Here is an 18,209-nt window from a genome sequence, read left to right as displayed (position 1 = left end):
TATATCGGTCCGGGCCAACAACCGTCGGGCCTGACTCGCAATTATTGCTAAAAGTTACTCCAACGCCTTCCAAATATCCGTGGCGTACTCGCGAATGGTCCGGTCGGACGAGAACCAGCCCATCCGCGCGCTGCTCAATACCGCCGAGCGCCACCATTCTTTCGAGTCGTGCCAGTGAGCCTCGACCCGCATCTGAGCGTTCCAGTAAGAGTCGAAATCGGCGCAGACCAGGAAGCGGTCATAGTCCACCAGCGAATCGATCAGCGTTGTGTACCGGGACGGATCGTCCGGTGAGAACACCCCGCCGCGAATCGCTTGCAGCACATCGTTGAGTCGATGGGAGGCGGCAATGTCCGGCGCCGCGCTGAATTCATGGTTGAGCTTGCGCGCTTCCACTTGCTCGGCGCTCAGGCCGAAGATGAACATGTGCTCGGCACCGATACGCTCGCACATCTCCACGTTGGCCCCGTCCAGGGTGCCGATGGTCAGCGCGCCGTTGAGTCCGAACTTCATGTTGCTGGTGCCTGAGGCTTCGAAGCCTGCGGTGGAGATCTGTTCCGACAAGTCCGCCGCCGGAATGATGCTTTCAGCCAGGCTGACGTTGTAGTTGGGCAAGAACACCACTTTGAGCAGACCGCGCACGGTCGGGTCATTGTTGACCACCCGGGCGATGTCGTTGGTCAGTTTGATGATCAACTTGGCCTGGTGATAACTGGCCGCCGCTTTGCCGGCGAAGATTTTCACCCGCGGCACCCAGTCGATTTCCGGCTCGGCACGAATCGCCTGATACAGCGCAACGGTGTGCAGCAGGTTAAGCAACTGACGTTTGTATTCGTGGATCCGCTTGACCTGCACATCAAACATCGCCGCCGGATTGATCGCGATCCCCAACCGTTCATGAATCAAGTACGCCAGGGCTTTTTTGCTGTGCAGCCGCTGTTCGGCGAACTGTTTGCGGAATGCAGTCTTCTCGGCAAACGGTTCCAGCCCGATCAGGCGCTCTTCGGGGTTATCCAGCAGATCCGGGCCGAGGGCGTCGACCATCATCGAGGTCAGCTCAGGGTTGGCCTGATAGAGCCAGCGGCGGAAGGTAATGCCGTTGGTCTTGTTGTTGATCCGCTCCGGATAGAGTTTATGCAACTCGGAAAACACCGTGCTGCGCATCAGCTGCGTGTGCAGGCCGGACACGCCGTTAACGCTGTGAGAACCAAGGAACGCCAGGTTGCCCATGCGCACGCGACGACCGTTGTCTTCCTCGATCAGCGACACCGCACGCAACACGTCGAAATCGTGAACGCCCTTGGCCCGCAAGGAGTCGATGTGCTGGGCATTGATCAAATAAATGATCTGCATGTGCCGTGGCAGCATCCGCTCCATCAAACCGACCGGCCAGGTTTCCAGCGCTTCCGGCAACAGCGTGTGGTTGGTGTACGACAGCGTGTCGACCGTAACTTGCCACGCCGCATCCCACGCCACGTCATAAACGTCGACCAACTGACGCATCAACTCGGCCACGGCAATCGAGGGGTGAGTGTCGTTGAGTTGAATGGCCGCGTGATCGCCCAGGGTCAGCACCGAGGTGTGCATGTTGCGATGGCGGCGCAACAAATCCTGCAGGGACGCGGCGACGAAGAAGTATTCCTGACGCAGGCGCAGTTCCTGGCCGGCCTCGGTGCTGTCCGCCGGGTAGAGCACGCGGGAGATACTTTCGGCCCGGGCCACTTCGGCGACCGCGCCCAAGTGGTCGCCAGCGTTGAAGCGTTCCAGGTGCAACTCTTCCATGGCCCGGGCACGCCACAGTCGCAGCGTGTTGACACTCGCGCCGCGCCAACCGACCACCGGGGTGTCATAGGCAATGGCCCGAACGGTTTCCGCCGGGGACCAGACTTGCCTGGATTTGCCGTTCTCATCGGTCACGGTTTCGACACTGCCGCCGAAGCCGATCGGATAGGCGACCTCCGGCCGCTCAAACTCCCACGGGTTACCGAAATCCAGCCAGTGTTCGGTCTGCTCCTGCTGCCAACCGTCGACGATGGCCTGACGGAACAAACCGTGTTCGTAACGAATGCCGTAACCATGGCCGGCGATGCCCAGGGTCGACATGCTTTCCATGAAGCACGCCGCCAGACGCCCGAGGCCTCCGTTGCCCAGTGCAGCATCGGGCTCCAGCAGACGGATGCGTTCGATATCGACGCCAAGTTCGGTCATGGCCTCGCGGGCCACATCGAGCAGGCCGAGGTTGCTCAGGCTGTCGTAGAGCAAGCGGCCGATCAGGAATTCAAGGGAGAGGTAATAGACCCGTTTCTGGCCTTTGCGGTAGATCTGCCGAGTATGGTCCATCCAGTGCTCGACCATGTGATCACGCGCCGCCAGGGCGATGGCTTCGAACCAGTCGTGGTCGAAGGCGTGATCAGGGTCTTTGCCCACCGCGTAGGTAAGCTTGGTCAAGACGGCGTCGCGGAATGCGGCCACCTCTGCTTCGCGAACAAGTGGTTCTTGAGTCATCGATAGGACCTCGAGCGAGCGTGAAGTTGTCTGAGCCTAGTCGGTCTGACAGACCATTGAGACTCTGGTTCGGCAGTTTTTCCTGTTTGTGCGAGCTATTCGTGTGAGAGAGATCGGCATTAGGTTATCGCGCCCCGAAACAATGCAGGGGCCGTGCCGGACACAGGGGATATTTTGCGCCAAGCGAAAAAATCTGGCGAAAGGTTGTTCAAAAATCCACCAGTCCCGGTATGATCGCGCGCCCTGATGCACACGCTGGTAACAACCGATGATGAAGCCCAACCTGATTGCCGCCGCCGAGATCGATCGCCTCGATACCTGGGCCAAGTACTCTGCCCCGATGTGCGGTTCCTGCGTGTCCAGCTGCTGCACCTTGCCGGTCGAGGTCAAGATCAAGGATCTGATCCGTATCGGCATCGTCGATGAGTTCGAGCGTGGCGATCCGCCGAAGAACATCGCCAAGCGTTTGCAGAAGGAAGGGATCGTCGAGCGCTATAACCAGAAGTCCGAGATCTTCACCCTTCAGCGCATGAGCAACAACGATTGCCTGTACCTGGATCGTAAGAGCCGTCTGTGCACTATTTATGATAAGCGCCCGGACACCTGCCGCAACCACCCGAAGATCGGACCGCGACCGGGGTATTGCGCGTACAAGCCCAAAGAAGTGGTGCGCGAGAACAATCCGCGGACGCTGGACAAGTTCTGATCCAGAATCCCGCTGTCTGACCGGGCCTCATCGCGGGCAAGCCCGCTCCCACAGGGTTCGGCGCCGAACACAGATGATGTAAACACCACACATCACTGTGGGAGCGGGCTTGCCCGCGATGGGGCCCGAACTGACACCGCAAAAACCCCAGACAAACAAAAACGCCCCCGACCTTGCGGTCGGGGGCGTTTTTTTAAGCGTTAACTAAGTCGAAACTCAGTTACCGGCTTTCTTGGCAGCGCGGGTACGCTCGCTTTCGCCCAGGATCTTCTTACGAAGACGGATGGACTTAGGAGTGACTTCGCACAATTCGTCTTCTTGAACGAATTCCAGAGCCTGCTCCAGGGTGAAGCGGATAGGCGGAACCAGAGCGATGGTTTCGTCTTTACCCGAAGCACGCATGTTGTCGAGCTTCTTGCCTTTGGTTGGGTTGACGCCCAGGTCGTTGTCGCGGCTGTTGATGCCGACGATTTGACCTTCGTACACGTCTTCACCGTGACCCAGGAACAGTTTGCCGCGAGCTTGCAGGGTTTCCAGCGAGTAAGTCAGAGCCTTACCGGTAGCAACCGAAACCAGCACGCCGTTCTGACGGCCGGACATGTCGCCGGACTTCATCACGTCGTAACGGTCGAAGATCGAGGTCAGGATGCCTGCACCGGAGGTCAGGGTCAGGAACTCGTTACGGAAACCGATCAAGCCACGAGCCGGGATGTTGTACTCAAGGCGCACACGGCCCTTGCCATCCGGAACCATGTTGGTCAGGTCGCCTTTACGGATACCGATCTGTTCCATGATCGAACCTTGCGATTCTTCCGGCAGGTCGATGGTCACGTTTTCGTACGGTTCGTGCTTGACGCCGTCAACCATGCGGATGATCACTTCCGGACGACCAACACCCATTTCGAAGCCTTCGCGACGCATGGTTTCGATCAGTACCGAGAGGTGCAGCTCACCACGGCCGGAGACTTTGAACTTGTCGGCGGTGTCGCCTTCTTCAACGCGCAGAGCAACGTTGTAGAGCAGTTCTTTGTCCAGACGTTCCTTGATGTTACGGCTGGTGACGAACTTGCCTTCTTTACCGCAGAAAGGCGAGTCGTTTACCTGGAAGGTCATGGAAACGGTTGGCTCGTCAACGGTCAGCGGCTTCATCGCTTCGACGTTCAGTGGGTCGCACAGAGTGTCGGAGATGAACAGCTGGTCGAAGCCGCTGATGCAGACGATGTCGCCGGCAGCTGCTTCTTCAACGTCGATGCGGTGCAGGCCGTGGTGACCCATCAGCTTCAGGATACGACCGTTACGCTTCTTGCCGTCAGCATCGATAGCCACAACCGGAGTGTTCGGCTTGATGCGACCACGAGCGATACGGCCAACGCCGATGACACCCAGGAAGCTGTTGTAGTCCAGAGCGGAGATTTGCATCTGGAACGGACCGTCACGGTCGACTTTCGGCGCAGGTACGTTGTCGACGATCGACTGGTACAGCGGGGTCATGTCTTCAGCCATGTCGGTGTGTTCCAGACCGGCAATGCCGTTCAGGGCCGAGGCGTAGACGACTTTGAAGTCCAGCTGTTCTTCGGTAGCACCGAGGTTGTCGAACAGGTCGAAGATCTGGTCCAGAACCCAGTCCGGACGCGCGCCTGGACGGTCAACCTTGTTGATGACCACGATTGGACGCAGGCCGGCTTCGAAAGCCTTCTTGGTCACGAAACGGGTTTGCGGCATAGGGCCGTCTTGAGCGTCAACCAGCAGCAGAACGGAGTCAACCATCGACATTACGCGTTCAACTTCGCCGCCGAAGTCGGCGTGGCCCGGGGTGTCCACGATGTTGATGTGGTAGCCGTTCCAGTTGATGGCGGTGTTTTTCGCCAGAATGGTAATACCGCGTTCTTTCTCCTGGTCGTTGGAGTCCATCACGCGCTCGTCGTTGAGCTCGTTGCGCTCCAGGGTGCCGGATTGACGCAAGAGTTTGTCTACCAGGGTGGTTTTACCATGGTCAACGTGAGCAATGATGGCGATGTTGCGTAGATTTTCGATCACTTGTGTATCTCGATCAGAGGATTCGGTGTGCTGACAAGTCTTGGCAGCGATTTACAGTAGAGTCCGGCAAAGCCGTTACAGCTTGACGGCGGCGTCGGGGGGCCGGTGACGCAGGCCACAGGCAAACAGCCCCGGGCACTTAGCTCGGTCGATAAACGCGCACATTGGCATGCCCCTCACTGAGCAAATGGTGGGCATGCAGGCGACTCATCACGCCTTTGTCGCAATACAACAGGTACTGGCGAGTAGGGTCCAGTTCCTTGAAACGAGCGTTCAATGCATAAAACGGCATCGTCTGCACCTCAATGCCAGCGAGTTCCAGCGGCTCGTCTTCAGCGACATCCGGGTGACGGATGTCGATGATGATCTGGCCCGCCAGTGCTTCGCTGACTTCTTCGATCTGCAAATCCTGGCCCAATTCGTCGATCACGCGATCGATCGGCACCAGTTTGGCGTTCTCGAGCGCACGCTCGAGCACTGCCATGTCGAATTCTTTCTCTTCATGCTCCACGCGTGGACGCTTGGCGTGGGTCTTTGGGTTCACCGAGATGACCCCGCAGTATTCCGGCATGTGCTTGGCGAAATCGGCAGTACCGATTTCGTTGGCCAGGTCGATGATGTCCTGCTTGTGGCTGGCGATCAGCGGGCGCAAGACCAGCTTGTCGGTCACGCAGTCGATCACGGACAGGTTCGGCAACGTCTGGCTCGACACCTGGGAAATCGCTTCGCCGGTGACCAGCGCTTCGATCTCCAGCCGATCGGCAATACGGGAAGCAGCGCGCAACATCATACGCTTCAAAACTACGCCCATATGACTGTTATCGACTTTCCCGAGAATTTCTCCCAGTACTTCCTCGAACGGCACACTGACAAATAACACGCGTTGGGAGCTGCCGTACTTCTTCCAGATGAAGTGCGCGACTTCCATCACGCCCAGTTCGTGGGCACGTCCGCCCAGATTGAAGAAGCAGAAATGGCTCATCAGCCCGCGGCGCATGATCTGGTAGGCGGCGACGGTGGAATCGAAGCCACCGGACATCAGTACAAGCGTCTGTTCCAGGGCACCCAGCGGATAACCGCCGATGCTGTTGTGCTGGCTGTGGATCACGAACAACCGTTTGTCGCGAATTTCGATGCGAACTTCGATTTCAGGCTCTTTGAGCGAGATTCCGGCGGCACCGCACTGACGACGCAGTTGGCTGCCGACGTATTTCTCGACGTCCATGGAGCTGAATTCGTGCTTGCCGGCACGCTTGCAGCGCACCGAAAAGATCTTCCCGGCCAGCGAATCACCGAAATGCTGCTTGCACTTGGCAACGATGTCATCGAAATCGCCCAACGGGTATTCATCGACCTGCAGGAAATGCGCGATGCCCGGCATGCAGCTCAGGCGCTCGGTCATCTCCTTCAGGGCTTTCGGCTCGCTGACGCGGGTTTCCAGCTCGAGATTGTCCCACACACCGTTCACCACCACGGCCGGGTCCAGATCGCGGAGCACGGTACGGATGTTTTTGGCCAACTGGCGGATGAAACGCATCCGTACCGGGCGGCTCTTGATGGTGATCTCGGGGAAGACTTTTACGATTAGTTTCATGAAAACAGCGCGCGCTGGGCCAGCCGAAAAAGGGGGGCGCGGATTATAGCGGAAATTGCTCAAGGTTTAACCAGTTAATGTACAGAAGGTTTTGCGTGCACCAAAACGGGTCATTTATGGATTTCGACGCTACATTACAGGGCGAGGTTTGGCGCTTTTCGAGGCTTTGCACCTTTATAAGCGTGAAATTGGGGCAAAAAACCCATGGTGGGGCACTGGCATGCAATTTGCTCCCTTGTGAGGCAGGTTGCCATGGCAGAGTATTCGCGCCGGCATCACCCACATTCTAAGGGCATCCACTACTAAGCCCGAAGCCACCCGGAGGACACTATGTCGAAGTCGGTTCAACTCATCAAAGATCATGACGTCAAGTGGATTGATCTGCGCTTCACGGACACCAAAGGCACTCAGCACCACGTGACCATGCCGGCTCGCGATGGGCTGGATGAAGCTTTCTTCGAAGAAGGCAAAATGTTCGACGGTTCCTCCATCGCTGGCTGGAAAGGCATCGAAGCTTCCGACATGATCCTGATGCCGGACGACAGCACTGCCGTTCTCGACCCGTTCACCGAAGAGCCGACCCTGATCCTGGTTTGCGACGTGATCGAGCCTTCGACCATGCAAGGCTACGACCGTGACCCACGTGCGATCGCCAAGCGTGCCGAGGAATACCTGAAGTCGACCGGTATCGGCGACACCGTATTCGTTGGTCCAGAGCCTGAGTTCTTCATCTTCGACGAAGTGAAATTCAAGTCCGACATCTCCGGTTCGATGTTCAAAATCTTCTCCGAACAAGGTTCGTGGATGTCCGACCAGGACGTGGAAGGCGGCAACAAAGGCCACCGTCCAGGCGTCAAAGGCGGCTACTTCCCGGTTCCGCCGTTCGACCACGACCACGAAATCCGTACCTCCATGTGCAACGCCATGGAAGAAATGGGCCTTGTCATCGAAGTTCACCACCACGAAGTGGCGACTGCCGGCCAGAACGAAATCGGCGTGAAGTTCAACACCCTGGTTGCCAAGGCTGACGAAGTTCAAACCCTGAAGTACTGCGTACACAACGTTGCTGACGCATACGGCCGCACCGCGACCTTCATGCCTAAGCCTCTGTACGGCGACAACGGTTCGGGTATGCACGTTCACCTGTCCATCGCCAAAGATGGCAAGAACACCTTCGCTGGCGAAGGCTATGCCGGCCTGTCCGACACCGCTCTGTACTTCATCGGCGGCATCATCAAGCACGGTAAGGCTCTGAACGGCTTCACCAACCCGTCGACCAACTCCTACAAGCGTCTGGTCCCAGGTTTCGAAGCTCCAGTGATGCTGGCCTACTCGGCTCGTAACCGTTCGGCTTCGATCCGTATTCCTTACGTGTCCAGCCCTCGCGCTCGCCGTATCGAAGCTCGCTTCCCGGATCCAGCAGCTAACCCGTACCTGGGCTTCGCTGCACTGTTGATGGCTGGCCTGGACGGCATCCAGAACAAGATCCACCCTGGCGACGCAGCTGACAAAAACCTGTACGACCTGCCGCCTGAAGAGGCGAAAGAGATCCCACAAGTTTGCGGCAGCCTGAAAGAAGCCCTGGAAGAGCTGGACAAAGGTCGTGCGTTCCTGACCAAAGGCGGCGTTTTCAGCGACGATTTCATCGACGCTTACATCGCTCTGAAAAGCGAAGAAGAAATCAAGGTTCGTACCTTCGTACACCCACTGGAATATGAGCTGTACTACAGCTGCTGATCCGGTAGCGCCGCGCTACGCGGCGTGACAAAAGAGAGGCCTCCTTCGGGAGGCCTTTTTTATGGGCGACCGTCTGTCATCGGATGCCCGGTTGCGTGCATCATGGCCCTCATCCGATAAAGCCGAGATACCCATGCGCCTACGCCCATGCCTTGCCCTGCTCACCGCCCTGCTGACCAACAGCGCTTTTGCCAGCCCAGCCCCCGCCGCCCTCGCCCCGTTGCTTGGCACCATCGAAGAACGCCTGGCGATTGCCGATCAGGTCGCGCTGAGCAAATGGGACAGTGGCAAACCGGTCGAAGACCGCCAGCGCGAGCGCGAAGTCATTGCCGGTGCCGTCGCCCTGGCACCTGCCTATAAATTGAGCAACGAAGCCGTCGAACAGTTCTTTTCGGCGCAGATCGAGGCCAACAAACTGGTGCAATACGCCCACCTGTCTGACTGGCACGCGCAAGGCAAGGCGCCCAACGATCCTCGCCCCGATCTCGTCGGGCAGATCCGCCCACAACTTGATCAGTTACAAAAACGCCTGCTGCAACAACTGGCCGATTTCAGCCCTTATCGCAACGACCCGCAGTGCCCGTCGTGGCTGGCCAAGGCCAATAAAACCGGCGACCACGCGCCATTGCGCGAGCTTGCCCAGGTACGCGCCACCGCCGAGCTGTGCAGCGCCAGCCGCTGAGCCGGTCTGCCGGCGTGCGCTGAAGTGCTCTATGCTGTCGCCATGAACGGAACAGGGCCGGACACTTGCCCAACGGCCAATGGAAGCCTGCAATGCGCTCATTGTTGTTATGCCTGCTTGTGCTGATCGCCCTGCCCGCCGCCGCGCAGATCTACAAGTACACCGACGCCAGCGGCAACACCGCCTACAGCAATCAACCGCCCTATGGCGTTAAAGCTCAGCCCGTGGAGTTGCCACCGCTCAACAGCGTCGAGACTCAACCGCCGAGCGAGCCTGTTGCGCCTGCGCAATCCAGCAGTAGTGAACAGCCCAACAGCACCTATCAGGTGCTGGAGCTGACCGGTCTGCCCACCGAAGAAGCCCTGCGCGCCAACAACGGCACGTTCACTGTCGGTGTATTGATCCAACCGCGCCTGCAAGGCTCTCATCGTTTGAGGTTGTTACTGGACGATCAACCCTACGGCCAACCGAGCAACGTCCCGATTCTGCAACTGGTGAACATCGATCGAGGCGAACACCGCCTCGCGGTTCAGGTGATCGATGGGCAAAACGTCGTGCAACAGAGCCCCACCGTGACTTTCACCGTGCAACGGGTGCATAAACCTTGAGGTTCTGGCTGTTGGTCGCCTGCCTGATCAGCCTGCCGGCAATGGCCGAAGTTTTCACCTACCTCGACGCCCAGGGCAACCGGGTTTTCACCGATCAGCCGGGCACCCGTAACGCCAAGCGTGTGCCACTGGCGACCAGCAATCGAATGTCAGCCAACCCGAGCGGTGCCGCACCCATGACGGCCGCGAAAAACCAGGCCAAACCCCTGTTTCATTACGACATGCTTCGCGTACTGGTTCCGGAACCGGACGCCACGATCCGTAGCACTGCCGGTGAATTGATCGTCAGCGTTACCAGCGAACCCGGCCTGCAACAGGGCCATCGCTACCGTTTGCTGCTGGATGGCCAACCCACCGCCGAGCCAGGCCCGAGCCCAGTGTTCGCCCTGAGCAACATCGACCGCGGCAGCCATCACCTGTCGGTGGAAATTCTCGACGAACAGGGCCGTACCGTCGAACGCACGGCCAATCAACCGTTCCATATGCTGCGCATTTCCCTGGCGCAGAAACGCCAGGTCAATCCCTGCGTCCTTACAGACTACGGCCAACGGCCGGAATGCCCCCTCAAAGACAAACCCGAAGAAGAAAAAAGCTTCTGGCACTGATGCCAATCAGTTAAGCGAAGGCGCGTCAGACGCAAAACCTGTGGCGAGGGGGCTTGCCCCCGTTGGACTGCGAAGCGGTCCTAAAACCTGCAATCTCGTTCTGCCAGGCACACCGCATGCATCGGATTTGCGACTGCTTCGCAGCCGAGCGGGGCGATGCGGCGTTCCGACAAGCCCCTCGCCACAGGTTCTGCACTTGGCGCACAGACTAGAGTTACCTCCCGTGCTTCTTTTACTTCGTTCAGCTTTGCGCACCATATTGGTGCAATAGAGTGCACAGTACTCACATGCGAACCCATTTTGGTTCAAAAGTACCCGCGAAAGCTGGCAGAACGCCACGAAAATGAGCGTAAAACGCCTGTTTCAGGCTCTAAACGCTTCTTTTCGGAGCCTTGGTTTGGTTTTTGCATTTTCCTTGCATCGGCGCGCTATCCACGCGCATGCCCTGCTCCAAAAGAGGTCCTGATGACCATTAGCGACGCACTACACCGCTTGCTACTCGACAACCTGACCACCGCCACCATTCTGCTCGACGCCGAACTGCGCCTTGAGTACATGAACCCGGCGGCGGAGATGCTGCTGGCCATCAGCGGCCAGCGTAGCCATGGGCAATTCATCAGCGAGTTGTTCACCGAATCCACCGAAGCGCTGAATTCCCTGCGCCAGGCAGTCGAGCAGGCGCATCCGTTCACCAAGCGCGAAGCCATGCTCACCGCCCTCACCGGACAAACCCTGACCGTCGACTATGCCGTGACGCCCATCCTGAGCAATGGCGCTACGCTGCTGTTGCTGGAGGTTCACCCGCGTGACCGCTTGCTGCGGATCACCAAGGAAGAGGCGCAGCTGTCGAAGCAGGAGACCAGCAAGATGCTGGTACGCGGCCTCGCCCACGAAATCAAAAACCCTCTCGGCGGGATTCGCGGCGCGGCTCAGTTGCTCGCCCGTGAATTGCCGGAAGAAAGCCTGCGCGATTACACCAACGTCATCATTGAAGAAGCCGATCGTCTGCGCAATCTGGTGGATCGCATGCTCGGCTCCAACAAATTGCCGTCACTGGCCATGTGCAACGTCCATGAAGTGCTGGAGCGCGTGGGTCAGTTGGTAGAGGCCGAAAGTCAGGGCTGCATCACTTTGGTGCGTGACTACGACCCAAGCATTCCAGATGTGTTGATTGATCGCGAACAAATGATTCAGGCCGTCCTGAACATCGTGCGCAACGCGATGCAGGCCATCAGCAGCCAGAACGAACTGCGCCTTGGCCGCATCAGCTTGCGTACCCGCGCCATGCGCCAGTTCACCATCGGCCACGTGCGCCATCGCCTGGTGACCAAGATCGAAATCATCGACAACGGCCCGGGGATCCCCGCTGAGCTACAAGAAACCATCTTCTTTCCCATGGTCAGCGGTCGCCCGGACGGTACCGGGCTCGGCCTGGCCATTACCCAGAACATCATTAGCCAGCACCAGGGCCTGATCGAATGTGACAGCCATCCAGGCCACACCACGTTCTCGATCTTTCTGCCACTGGAACAAGGAGCCACATCGACATGAGCCGTAGTGAAACCGTGTGGATCGTCGATGACGACCGTTCTATCCGTTGGGTCCTGGAAAAAGCCTTGCAGCAGGAAGGCATGACCACGCAAAGCTTCGACAGCGCCGATGGCGTGATGAGCCGCCTGGCGCGCCAGCAGCCGGACGTGATCATCTCCGACATCCGCATGCCGGGTGCCAGCGGTCTGGACCTTCTGGCACGGATTCGCGAACAACACCCACGGCTGCCGGTGATCATCATGACCGCGCACTCCGACCTGGACAGCGCTGTCGCGTCCTATCAGGGCGGCGCATTTGAATACTTGCCCAAGCCGTTCGATGTCGACGAAGCCGTCTCCCTGGTCAAACGCGCCAACCAGCACGCTCAGGAACAGCAAGGCCTGGAAGTCCCGGTCGCCCTGACTCGTACGCCAGAAATCATCGGTGAAGCACCGGCGATGCAGGAAGTGTTTCGCGCCATCGGGCGCTTGAGCCACTCCAACATCACCGTGCTGATCAATGGCGAATCCGGTACCGGTAAAGAATTGGTGGCCCACGCCCTGCACCGTCACAGCCCACGGGCGGCCTCGCCGTTCATTGCGCTGAACATGGCGGCTATCCCGAAAGACTTGATGGAATCCGAACTGTTCGGCCATGAAAAAGGCGCATTCACCGGCGCGGCCAACCTGCGTCGCGGGCGTTTTGAGCAGGCTGACGGCGGCACACTGTTTCTCGATGAAATCGGCGACATGCCGGCGGATACCCAGACGCGCTTGCTGCGGGTATTGGCGGACGGTGAGTTCTACCGCGTCGGCGGCCATGTACCGGTGAAGGTCGATGTGCGAATCATCGCCGCGACTCACCAGAATCTGGAAACCCTGGTGCATGCCGGCAAATTCCGTGAGGACTTGTTCCACCGCCTCAACGTGATCCGCATCCACATTCCACGGCTGTCGGACCGTCGCGAAGACATCCCGACCCTGGCCAAACACTTCCTCAGCCGCGCCGCGCAAGAACTGGCGGTGGAACCGAAGCTGCTGAAAAGCGAAACCGAGGAATACCTTAAGAACCTGCCGTGGCCAGGCAACGTGCGTCAGCTGGAAAACACCTGCCGCTGGATCACTGTGATGGCTTCGGGTCGCGAAGTGCACATCAGCGATCTGCCGCCAGAGCTGCTGAGCCTGCCACAGGATTCGGCGCCGGTGACCAACTGGGAGCAAGCGCTGCGTCAGTGGGCTGATCAGGCGCTGGCTCGCGGTCAGTCGAGCCTGCTCGACAGCGCCGTGCCGGCTTTTGAGCGAATCATGATCGAGACCGCCCTCAAACACACCGCCGGCCGCCGCCGCGACGCCGCCGTGTTGCTGGGCTGGGGCCGCAATACCTTGACCCGCAAGATCAAGGAACTGGGGATGAAGGTAGATGGTGGGGATGATGATGAGGGGGATGAGGGTTAAACACCCTTTAGCTCTTCGTTGACCGCAAGATCCAATCGCGGGCAAGCCCGCTCCCACAGGATTTGTGCCCAGCCCGTCTTTTGTGGCTGACATAAAATCCATGCGGGAGCGGGCTTGCCCGCGAAGAGGCCATCACATTCAACATTGAGGTTGAATGACACACCGCTTTCGCGAGCAAGCCCGCTCCCACATTTAGGGCTCAATGCACCGCACCAATGCACCATGACCCGCAATCGCGCACGACAACCGATCCAAAATCACGCCTCTACTTGCAAGAAAACCCATATCGCAGAAATACAAAAGCCCCGAATTACGGGGCTTTCAGCGCTGCTCAGCGGCTTTCTGTTTCCACTTGTTAAAAATTGGCACGCCCCCTGCAATAGTCCATTCAGTGATTTAGTTCACTACCCAGTTTCGGGGACCTTGGTACAGGCAGGCCGGGGATTCCCCTCTTTACACCGGGCTCATACCGCAATTGCGACGAGCCCATCCCGTTTTGGGGTCCTTGGTACAGGCAGGCCGGGGATTCCCTCTTTACACCGGGCTCATACCGCAACTGCGACGAGCCCTCCCGTTTTGGGGTCCTTGGTACAGGCAGGCCGGGGATTCCCTCTTTACACCGGGCTCACGACGCAATGCGCGAGCCCTCCCGTTTTGGGGACCTTGGTACAGGCAGGCCGGGGATTCCCTCTTTTATTGCTCTCGGAGATGGATCTCCAGCCGCCAGCGGTCATCGACCTCGCTACCGGCCCACTCGCCCTGTAACGGGCGGGCCGCCACCACCGTCAGCAACAATCCCCCATCACTCAACCGCGTTCGCCAGTTCACGTCTCTGCCGTTGAGCTTGAGCTGACCTTTCTGTGCACGGCCTTCAGCCTCGAACAACAGCGCCACGCTGCCGTCGACTGTCTCGCCGTGGGTTTTGGGTTCGTTATTGAACCACACCACCAGCCCATCGTTCGTCACCTCGACCTGCTGCAAAACGCTGGGGTCGGGCGTGGTCAGGCGACCGATCATCAGACCCACCATCATCCCGACAATCGCCAGCGAAGCCATCACCCGTGGGAATAGTTTCGAACGAGGGTCCTTTGGCGGCGTAGAATGCCCGTCATCTTTACCTTCGGAGCCGTGCATGTTTCACGTCATCCTTTTCCAACCAGAAATTCCGCCGAATACCGGCAACGTTATCAGGCTGTGCGCCAACAGTGGCTGCCACCTGCATTTGATCGAACCGCTGGGCTTCGAGATGGACGACAAGCGTCTGCGCCGGGCCGGCCTCGATTACCACGAGTATGCCACCCTGCAACGCCACGCAGATCTTGCCAGCTGTCTGGAAAGCCTCGGTCATCCACGGCTGTTCGCCTTTACCACCAAGGGCTCGCGGCCATTTCACGACGCCAGCTTCGCCGAGGGCGATGCCTTCCTGTTCGGCCCGGAAAGCCGTGGCTTGCCGGCCGAGGTGCTCGATGCCCTGCCCGGCGAACAACGCCTGCGTTTGCCGATGCGCGAAGGCTGCCGCAGCCTGAACCTGTCCAACACCGTAGCCGTCGCGGTGTATGAAGGCTGGCGCCAGCTCGGGTTCAAGTAATAACCCAACCATCATTTTCGCCTGACAGAAACAATCGCGGGCAAGCCCGCTCCCACAGGTTTTGCACAATCCTGTGGGAGCGGGCTTGCCCGCGATTTTCAGCAGCGCAGCTTATTGAACGGTCGGAGTTTCGCCAGCCGCCTGCATGCGTTGCAGCTCTTGTGCGTACAGCGCGTCGAAGTTCACCGGGGCCAGCATCAGGGCCGGGAACGAACCGCGAGTCACCAGGCTGTCCAGGGTTTCGCGAGCGTACGGGAACAGGATGTTCGGGCAGAACGCGCCGAGGGTGTGGCTCATCGAAGCATCGTCCAGGTTCTTGATCAGGAAGATCCCGGCCTGTTGCACTTCAGCAATGAACGCCACTTCTTCACCGTTTTTCACGGTGACCGACAGGGTCAGCACGACTTCGTGGAAGTCGCCTTCCAGAGCCTTCTGACGGGTGTTCAGATCCAGACCAACGCTTGGCTCCCACTGCTGGCGAAAGATCGCCGGGCTTTTCGGGGCTTCGAAGGACAAGTCACGTACGTAGATGCGCTGCAAGGAGAATTGCGGTGCGGTTTCTTCTTCGCTAGCTGCAGTGTTCTGTTGGTCAGTCATCTCAGATCCTTTCTGATCTCGGGTCTTGTAGGGTTGGCTATTTCAAGTAAGGCAGTCAGGCCTTGAGCATGGCGTCGAGCTTGCCGGCGCGCTCCAGGGCAAACAAATCATCACAGCCGCCAACGTGGGTGCTGCCGATCCAGATCTGCGGCACGGACGTACGTCCGGCCTTCTGAGCCATCGCGGCACGCACCTGCGGCTTGCCATCGACCTTGATCTCTTCGAAGGCTACGCCTTTGTTCTCGAGCAGGTACTTGGCTCGCGAGCAATAAGGGCAGTAATCGCTGGAATAGACGACGACGTTGTTCATATCACTTCACCAGCGGCAGATTGTCGGCTTTCCAGCTGGAAATACCGCCAGACAGCTTGGCGGCGGTGAAGCCGGCTTTCATCAGTTCGCGGGCATGAGTGCCGGCAGTCTGGCCCATGGCGTCGACCAGGATAATGGTCTTGGCCTTGTGCTTTTCCAGTTCGCCGACGCGAGCGGTCAGTTTGTCGTGAGGAATGTTCAACGCGCCGACAATGTGGCCAGCGGTGAAATCCTTGATCGGACGGATGTCGATAACCACGCCTGCGTCCTTGTTGACCAGCCCGGTCAGTTCACCGGTGCTCAGGCTACGGCCGCCGCCCTGCATCTGATAAGCGATCAGCAACGCCAGCAGTACGACGAAGATACCGACGAGCAAATAGTGGTTAGTGGCAAATTCAATCAGGTGAGCAACCATCGAAGGAGGTTCCAGGGCGTTAAAATGTCGGCCAGTATACACAGCCACTATGGTGGGCCAAACCCCGTCCGGCGGTGACGGCGCCGGAACTTCGCTTTAAACTGCCACTCCCTTTTCCATCGCCTTCTTTTAATTCAGCCACGAGTGGAATCTATGACTACGACGCCTAAACCTTTGGTCCTGATGATTCTCGACGGCTTCGGTCACAGTGACAGCCAGGAATCCAACGCCATCTATGCGGCGAAGAAGCCCGTACTGGACCGCTTGTGGGCCAGCGTGCCGAACGGCCTGATCTCGGGCAGCGGCATGGACGTCGGCTTGCCGGACGGCCAGATGGGTAACTCCGAAGTCGGTCACATGAACCTTGGCGCCGGCCGGGTGGTGTATCAGGACTTCACGCGCGTGACCAAAGCGATCCGCGACGGCGAGTTTTTCGAGAACCCGACCATTTGCGCCGCGGTGGATAAAGCCGTTGCTGCCGGCAAAGCCGTGCACTTCATGGGCCTGCTGTCCGATGGCGGCGTTCACAGCCACCAGGACCACCTGGTCGCCATGGCTGAACTGGCCTACAAGCGTGGCGCCGAAAAAATCTACCTGCACGCCTTCCTTGATGGCCGCGACACACCACCGAAAAGCGCACAGTCGTCTATCGAACTGCTGGACGCTGCGTTCCAGGCCCTTGGTAAAGGCCGGATCGCCAGCATTATCGGCCGTTACTTCGCCATGGACCGTGACAACCGTTGGGACCGCGTGTCCCAAGCCTACAACCTGATTGTCGATGGCAACGGCGAATTCAACGCCGCCACCGCTCAGGAAGGCCTGCAAGCCGCTTACGAGCGTGGCGAGAGCGACGAATTCGTCAAAGCCACCAGCATCGGTGAGCCCGTGAAGGTCGAAGACGGCGATGCCGTAGTCTTCATGAATTTCCGCGCCGACCGTGCTCGCGAACTGACTCGCGTGTTCGTCGAAGACGATTTCAAGGATTTCGAACGCGCTCGCCAGCCAAAACTGGCCGGTTTCGTCATGCTGACCCAATACGCCGCCAGCATTCCCGCACCGTCGGCTTTCGCCGCAAGCAGCCTGGACAACGTGCTGGGCGATTACCTGGCGAAAAACGGCAAGACGCAGCTGCGCATCGCCGAAACCGAGAAGTATGCCCACGTGACCTTCTTCTTCTCCGGCGGTCGCGAAGAACCGTTCCCCGGCGAAGAGCGCATCCTGATCCCGTCGCCGAAAGTCGCCACCTATGACTTGCAGCCCGAGATGAGCGCCCCGGAAGTCACCGACCGCATCGTCGATGCTATCGAAAACCAGCGTTATGACGTGATCGTGGTCAACTACGCCAACGGCGACATGGTCGGTCATAGCGGTGTGTTCGATGCGGCGGTCAAAGCGGTCGAGTGTCTGGACCTGTGCGTCGGCCGTATCGTCGATGCCCTGGAAAAGGTCGGCGGCGAAGCTCTGATTACTGCTGACCACGGCAACGTCGAGCAAATGTCCGACGCATCCACTGGCCAGGCGCACACTGCGCATACCACCGAGCCGGTGCCGTTCATCTATGTCGGCAAGCGTGATTTCAAGGTCCGCGACGGCGGCGTGCTGGCGGATGTCGCGCCGACCATGCTGATGTTACTGGGGCTTGAGAAACCGGCGGAGATGACGGGTACTTCGATTCTGGTGTAAGCAACCTCTTCAAACACCGCCAAACCCTGTGGGAGCGAGCCTGCTCGCGATAGCAATCTGACAGCCAACATCTTTGTTGAATGTACTGATGCCATCGCGAGCAGGCTCGCTCCCACATTGGTTTTCGGTGTTTTTCAGTCCAGTTATCACACAACCCC

Annotated in this window: 16 protein-coding genes; 9 read left to right on the top strand and 7 right to left on the bottom strand. The window is 58.8% G+C overall.

The window, feature by feature from the left end:
• Positions 1-54: 54 nt before the first annotated feature.
• Entirely contained in the window at positions 55-2,505 is a 2,451-nt protein-coding gene (locus ACZ3HH_RS04280; RefSeq protein ID WP_465802933.1) for a glycogen/starch/alpha-glucan phosphorylase, read from the bottom strand.
• Between the two features lie 268 nt (positions 2,506-2,773).
• On the opposite strand from ACZ3HH_RS04280, the gene ACZ3HH_RS04275 reads away from it, so the two are divergent.
• On the top strand, positions 2,774-3,211 hold the full coding sequence (locus ACZ3HH_RS04275) for a YkgJ family cysteine cluster protein (RefSeq protein WP_008005123.1): 438 nt from the start codon (positions 2,774-2,776) through the stop codon (positions 3,209-3,211).
• Between the two features lie 216 nt (positions 3,212-3,427).
• Here ACZ3HH_RS04275 and typA read toward each other — a convergent pair whose 3' ends face one another.
• Positions 3,428-5,248, bottom strand: a complete 1,821-nt coding sequence (gene typA / locus ACZ3HH_RS04270) for a translational GTPase TypA (protein WP_007907857.1) — start codon at positions 5,246-5,248, stop codon at positions 3,428-3,430.
• A 139-nt stretch (positions 5,249-5,387) separates the two neighbouring features.
• Positions 5,388-6,842 carry a tRNA uracil 4-sulfurtransferase ThiI gene (thiI, locus tag ACZ3HH_RS04265; protein ID WP_465802930.1) on the bottom strand — a complete coding sequence of 485 codons (1,455 nt, stop codon included), beginning with the start codon at positions 6,840-6,842 and terminating at the stop codon, positions 5,388-5,390.
• Positions 6,843-7,172: 330 nt separating this feature from the next.
• Between thiI and glnA the strand changes: the two genes are divergently transcribed.
• From glnA to ntrC, 6 genes are all read left to right on the top strand, one after another.
• Entirely contained in the window at positions 7,173-8,579 is a 1,407-nt protein-coding gene (glnA, locus tag ACZ3HH_RS04260) for a glutamate--ammonia ligase (protein WP_007907861.1), read from the top strand.
• A 133-nt stretch (positions 8,580-8,712) separates the two neighbouring features.
• The gene (locus tag ACZ3HH_RS04255) at positions 8,713-9,261 is read left to right on the top strand and encodes a chorismate mutase (RefSeq protein WP_465802929.1); all 549 of its coding nucleotides are present in this window, start codon (positions 8,713-8,715) and stop codon (positions 9,259-9,261) included.
• Positions 9,262-9,353: 92 nt separating this feature from the next.
• Positions 9,354-9,869, top strand: coding sequence for a DUF4124 domain-containing protein (locus ACZ3HH_RS04250; RefSeq protein WP_465802927.1), 516 nt, complete (start codon positions 9,354-9,356; stop codon positions 9,867-9,869).
• Positions 9,866-10,474 carry a DUF4124 domain-containing protein gene (locus tag ACZ3HH_RS04245; RefSeq protein ID WP_465802925.1) on the top strand — a complete coding sequence of 203 codons (609 nt, stop codon included), beginning with the start codon at positions 9,866-9,868 and terminating at the stop codon, positions 10,472-10,474. The genes ACZ3HH_RS04250 and ACZ3HH_RS04245 overlap by 4 nt, the downstream gene beginning before the upstream one ends.
• 465 nt (positions 10,475-10,939) lie before the next feature.
• Positions 10,940-12,025, top strand: coding sequence for a nitrogen regulation protein NR(II) (gene glnL, locus ACZ3HH_RS04240; RefSeq protein ID WP_038978561.1), 1,086 nt, complete (start codon positions 10,940-10,942; stop codon positions 12,023-12,025).
• Entirely contained in the window at positions 12,022-13,458 is a 1,437-nt protein-coding gene (ntrC, locus tag ACZ3HH_RS04235; RefSeq protein WP_007897405.1) for a nitrogen regulation protein NR(I), read from the top strand. The genes glnL and ntrC overlap by 4 nt, the downstream gene beginning before the upstream one ends.
• Positions 13,459-14,151: 693 nt before the next feature.
• Here the strand turns inward: ntrC and ACZ3HH_RS04230 are convergent.
• Complete coding sequence (locus tag ACZ3HH_RS04230) at positions 14,152-14,592, bottom strand: hypothetical protein (protein WP_465802923.1); 441 nt, start codon at positions 14,590-14,592, stop codon at positions 14,152-14,154.
• Here ACZ3HH_RS04230 and ACZ3HH_RS04225 point away from each other — a divergent pair.
• The gene (locus tag ACZ3HH_RS04225; RefSeq protein ID WP_007949025.1) at positions 14,591-15,046 is read left to right on the top strand and encodes a tRNA (cytidine(34)-2'-O)-methyltransferase; all 456 of its coding nucleotides are present in this window, start codon (positions 14,591-14,593) and stop codon (positions 15,044-15,046) included. The genes ACZ3HH_RS04230 and ACZ3HH_RS04225 overlap by 2 nt on opposite strands.
• A gap of 111 nt (positions 15,047-15,157) precedes the next feature.
• Here ACZ3HH_RS04225 and secB read toward each other — a convergent pair whose 3' ends face one another.
• The 3 genes from secB to ACZ3HH_RS04210 are packed head-to-tail and all read right to left on the bottom strand — an operon-like array spanning position 15,158 to position 16,368.
• Positions 15,158-15,643, bottom strand: a complete 486-nt coding sequence (gene secB / locus ACZ3HH_RS04220) for a protein-export chaperone SecB (RefSeq protein WP_007897410.1) — start codon at positions 15,641-15,643, stop codon at positions 15,158-15,160.
• A gap of 55 nt (positions 15,644-15,698) precedes the next feature.
• A complete protein-coding gene (gene grxC, locus ACZ3HH_RS04215; RefSeq protein WP_007939440.1) occupies positions 15,699-15,953 on the bottom strand; it encodes a glutaredoxin 3 in 255 nt (84 codons plus the stop codon).
• A gap of 1 nt (position 15,954) precedes the next feature.
• Positions 15,955-16,368 carry a rhodanese-like domain-containing protein gene (locus ACZ3HH_RS04210; protein WP_123361124.1) on the bottom strand — a complete coding sequence of 138 codons (414 nt, stop codon included), beginning with the start codon at positions 16,366-16,368 and terminating at the stop codon, positions 15,955-15,957.
• Between the two features lie 153 nt (positions 16,369-16,521).
• Here ACZ3HH_RS04210 and gpmI point away from each other — a divergent pair, with 153 nt between their 5' ends.
• Positions 16,522-18,051 (top strand): 2,3-bisphosphoglycerate-independent phosphoglycerate mutase, encoded by a 1,530-nt coding sequence (gene gpmI, locus ACZ3HH_RS04205; RefSeq protein ID WP_465802919.1) that lies wholly within the window; start codon positions 16,522-16,524, stop codon positions 18,049-18,051.
• Positions 18,052-18,209 lie beyond the last annotated feature (158 nt).

The organism is Pseudomonas sp. PME37.24/025 (genome assembly GCF_055556615.1).
This window is presented reverse-complemented; position numbering and strand designations above follow the sequence as displayed.

Excerpts from the sequence above, each read along its gene's own strand:
- ACZ3HH_RS04280 (WP_465802933.1), bottom strand. The coding sequence starts at position 2,505 with ATGACTCAAGAACCACTTGTTCGCGAAGCAGAGGTGGCCGCATTCCGC.
- ACZ3HH_RS04275 (WP_008005123.1), top strand. The coding sequence starts at position 2,774 with ATGATGAAGCCCAACCTGATTGCCGCCGCCGAGATCGATCGCCTCGAT.
- thiI (WP_465802930.1), bottom strand. The coding sequence starts at position 6,842 with ATGAAACTAATCGTAAAAGTCTTCCCCGAGATCACCATCAAGAGCCGC.
- glnA (WP_007907861.1), top strand. The coding sequence starts at position 7,173 with ATGTCGAAGTCGGTTCAACTCATCAAAGATCATGACGTCAAGTGGATT.
- ACZ3HH_RS04255 (WP_465802929.1), top strand. The coding sequence starts at position 8,713 with ATGCGCCTACGCCCATGCCTTGCCCTGCTCACCGCCCTGCTGACCAAC.
- ACZ3HH_RS04250 (WP_465802927.1), top strand. The coding sequence starts at position 9,354 with ATGCGCTCATTGTTGTTATGCCTGCTTGTGCTGATCGCCCTGCCCGCC.
- glnL (WP_038978561.1), top strand. The coding sequence starts at position 10,940 with ATGACCATTAGCGACGCACTACACCGCTTGCTACTCGACAACCTGACC.
- ntrC (WP_007897405.1), top strand. The coding sequence starts at position 12,022 with ATGAGCCGTAGTGAAACCGTGTGGATCGTCGATGACGACCGTTCTATC.
- ACZ3HH_RS04225 (WP_007949025.1), top strand. The coding sequence starts at position 14,591 with ATGTTTCACGTCATCCTTTTCCAACCAGAAATTCCGCCGAATACCGGC.
- ACZ3HH_RS04230 (WP_465802923.1), bottom strand. The coding sequence starts at position 14,592 with ATGCACGGCTCCGAAGGTAAAGATGACGGGCATTCTACGCCGCCAAAG.
- secB (WP_007897410.1), bottom strand. The coding sequence starts at position 15,643 with ATGACTGACCAACAGAACACTGCAGCTAGCGAAGAAGAAACCGCACCG.
- grxC (WP_007939440.1), bottom strand. The coding sequence starts at position 15,953 with ATGAACAACGTCGTCGTCTATTCCAGCGATTACTGCCCTTATTGCTCG.
- ACZ3HH_RS04210 (WP_123361124.1), bottom strand. The coding sequence starts at position 16,368 with ATGGTTGCTCACCTGATTGAATTTGCCACTAACCACTATTTGCTCGTC.
- gpmI (WP_465802919.1), top strand. The coding sequence starts at position 16,522 with ATGACTACGACGCCTAAACCTTTGGTCCTGATGATTCTCGACGGCTTC.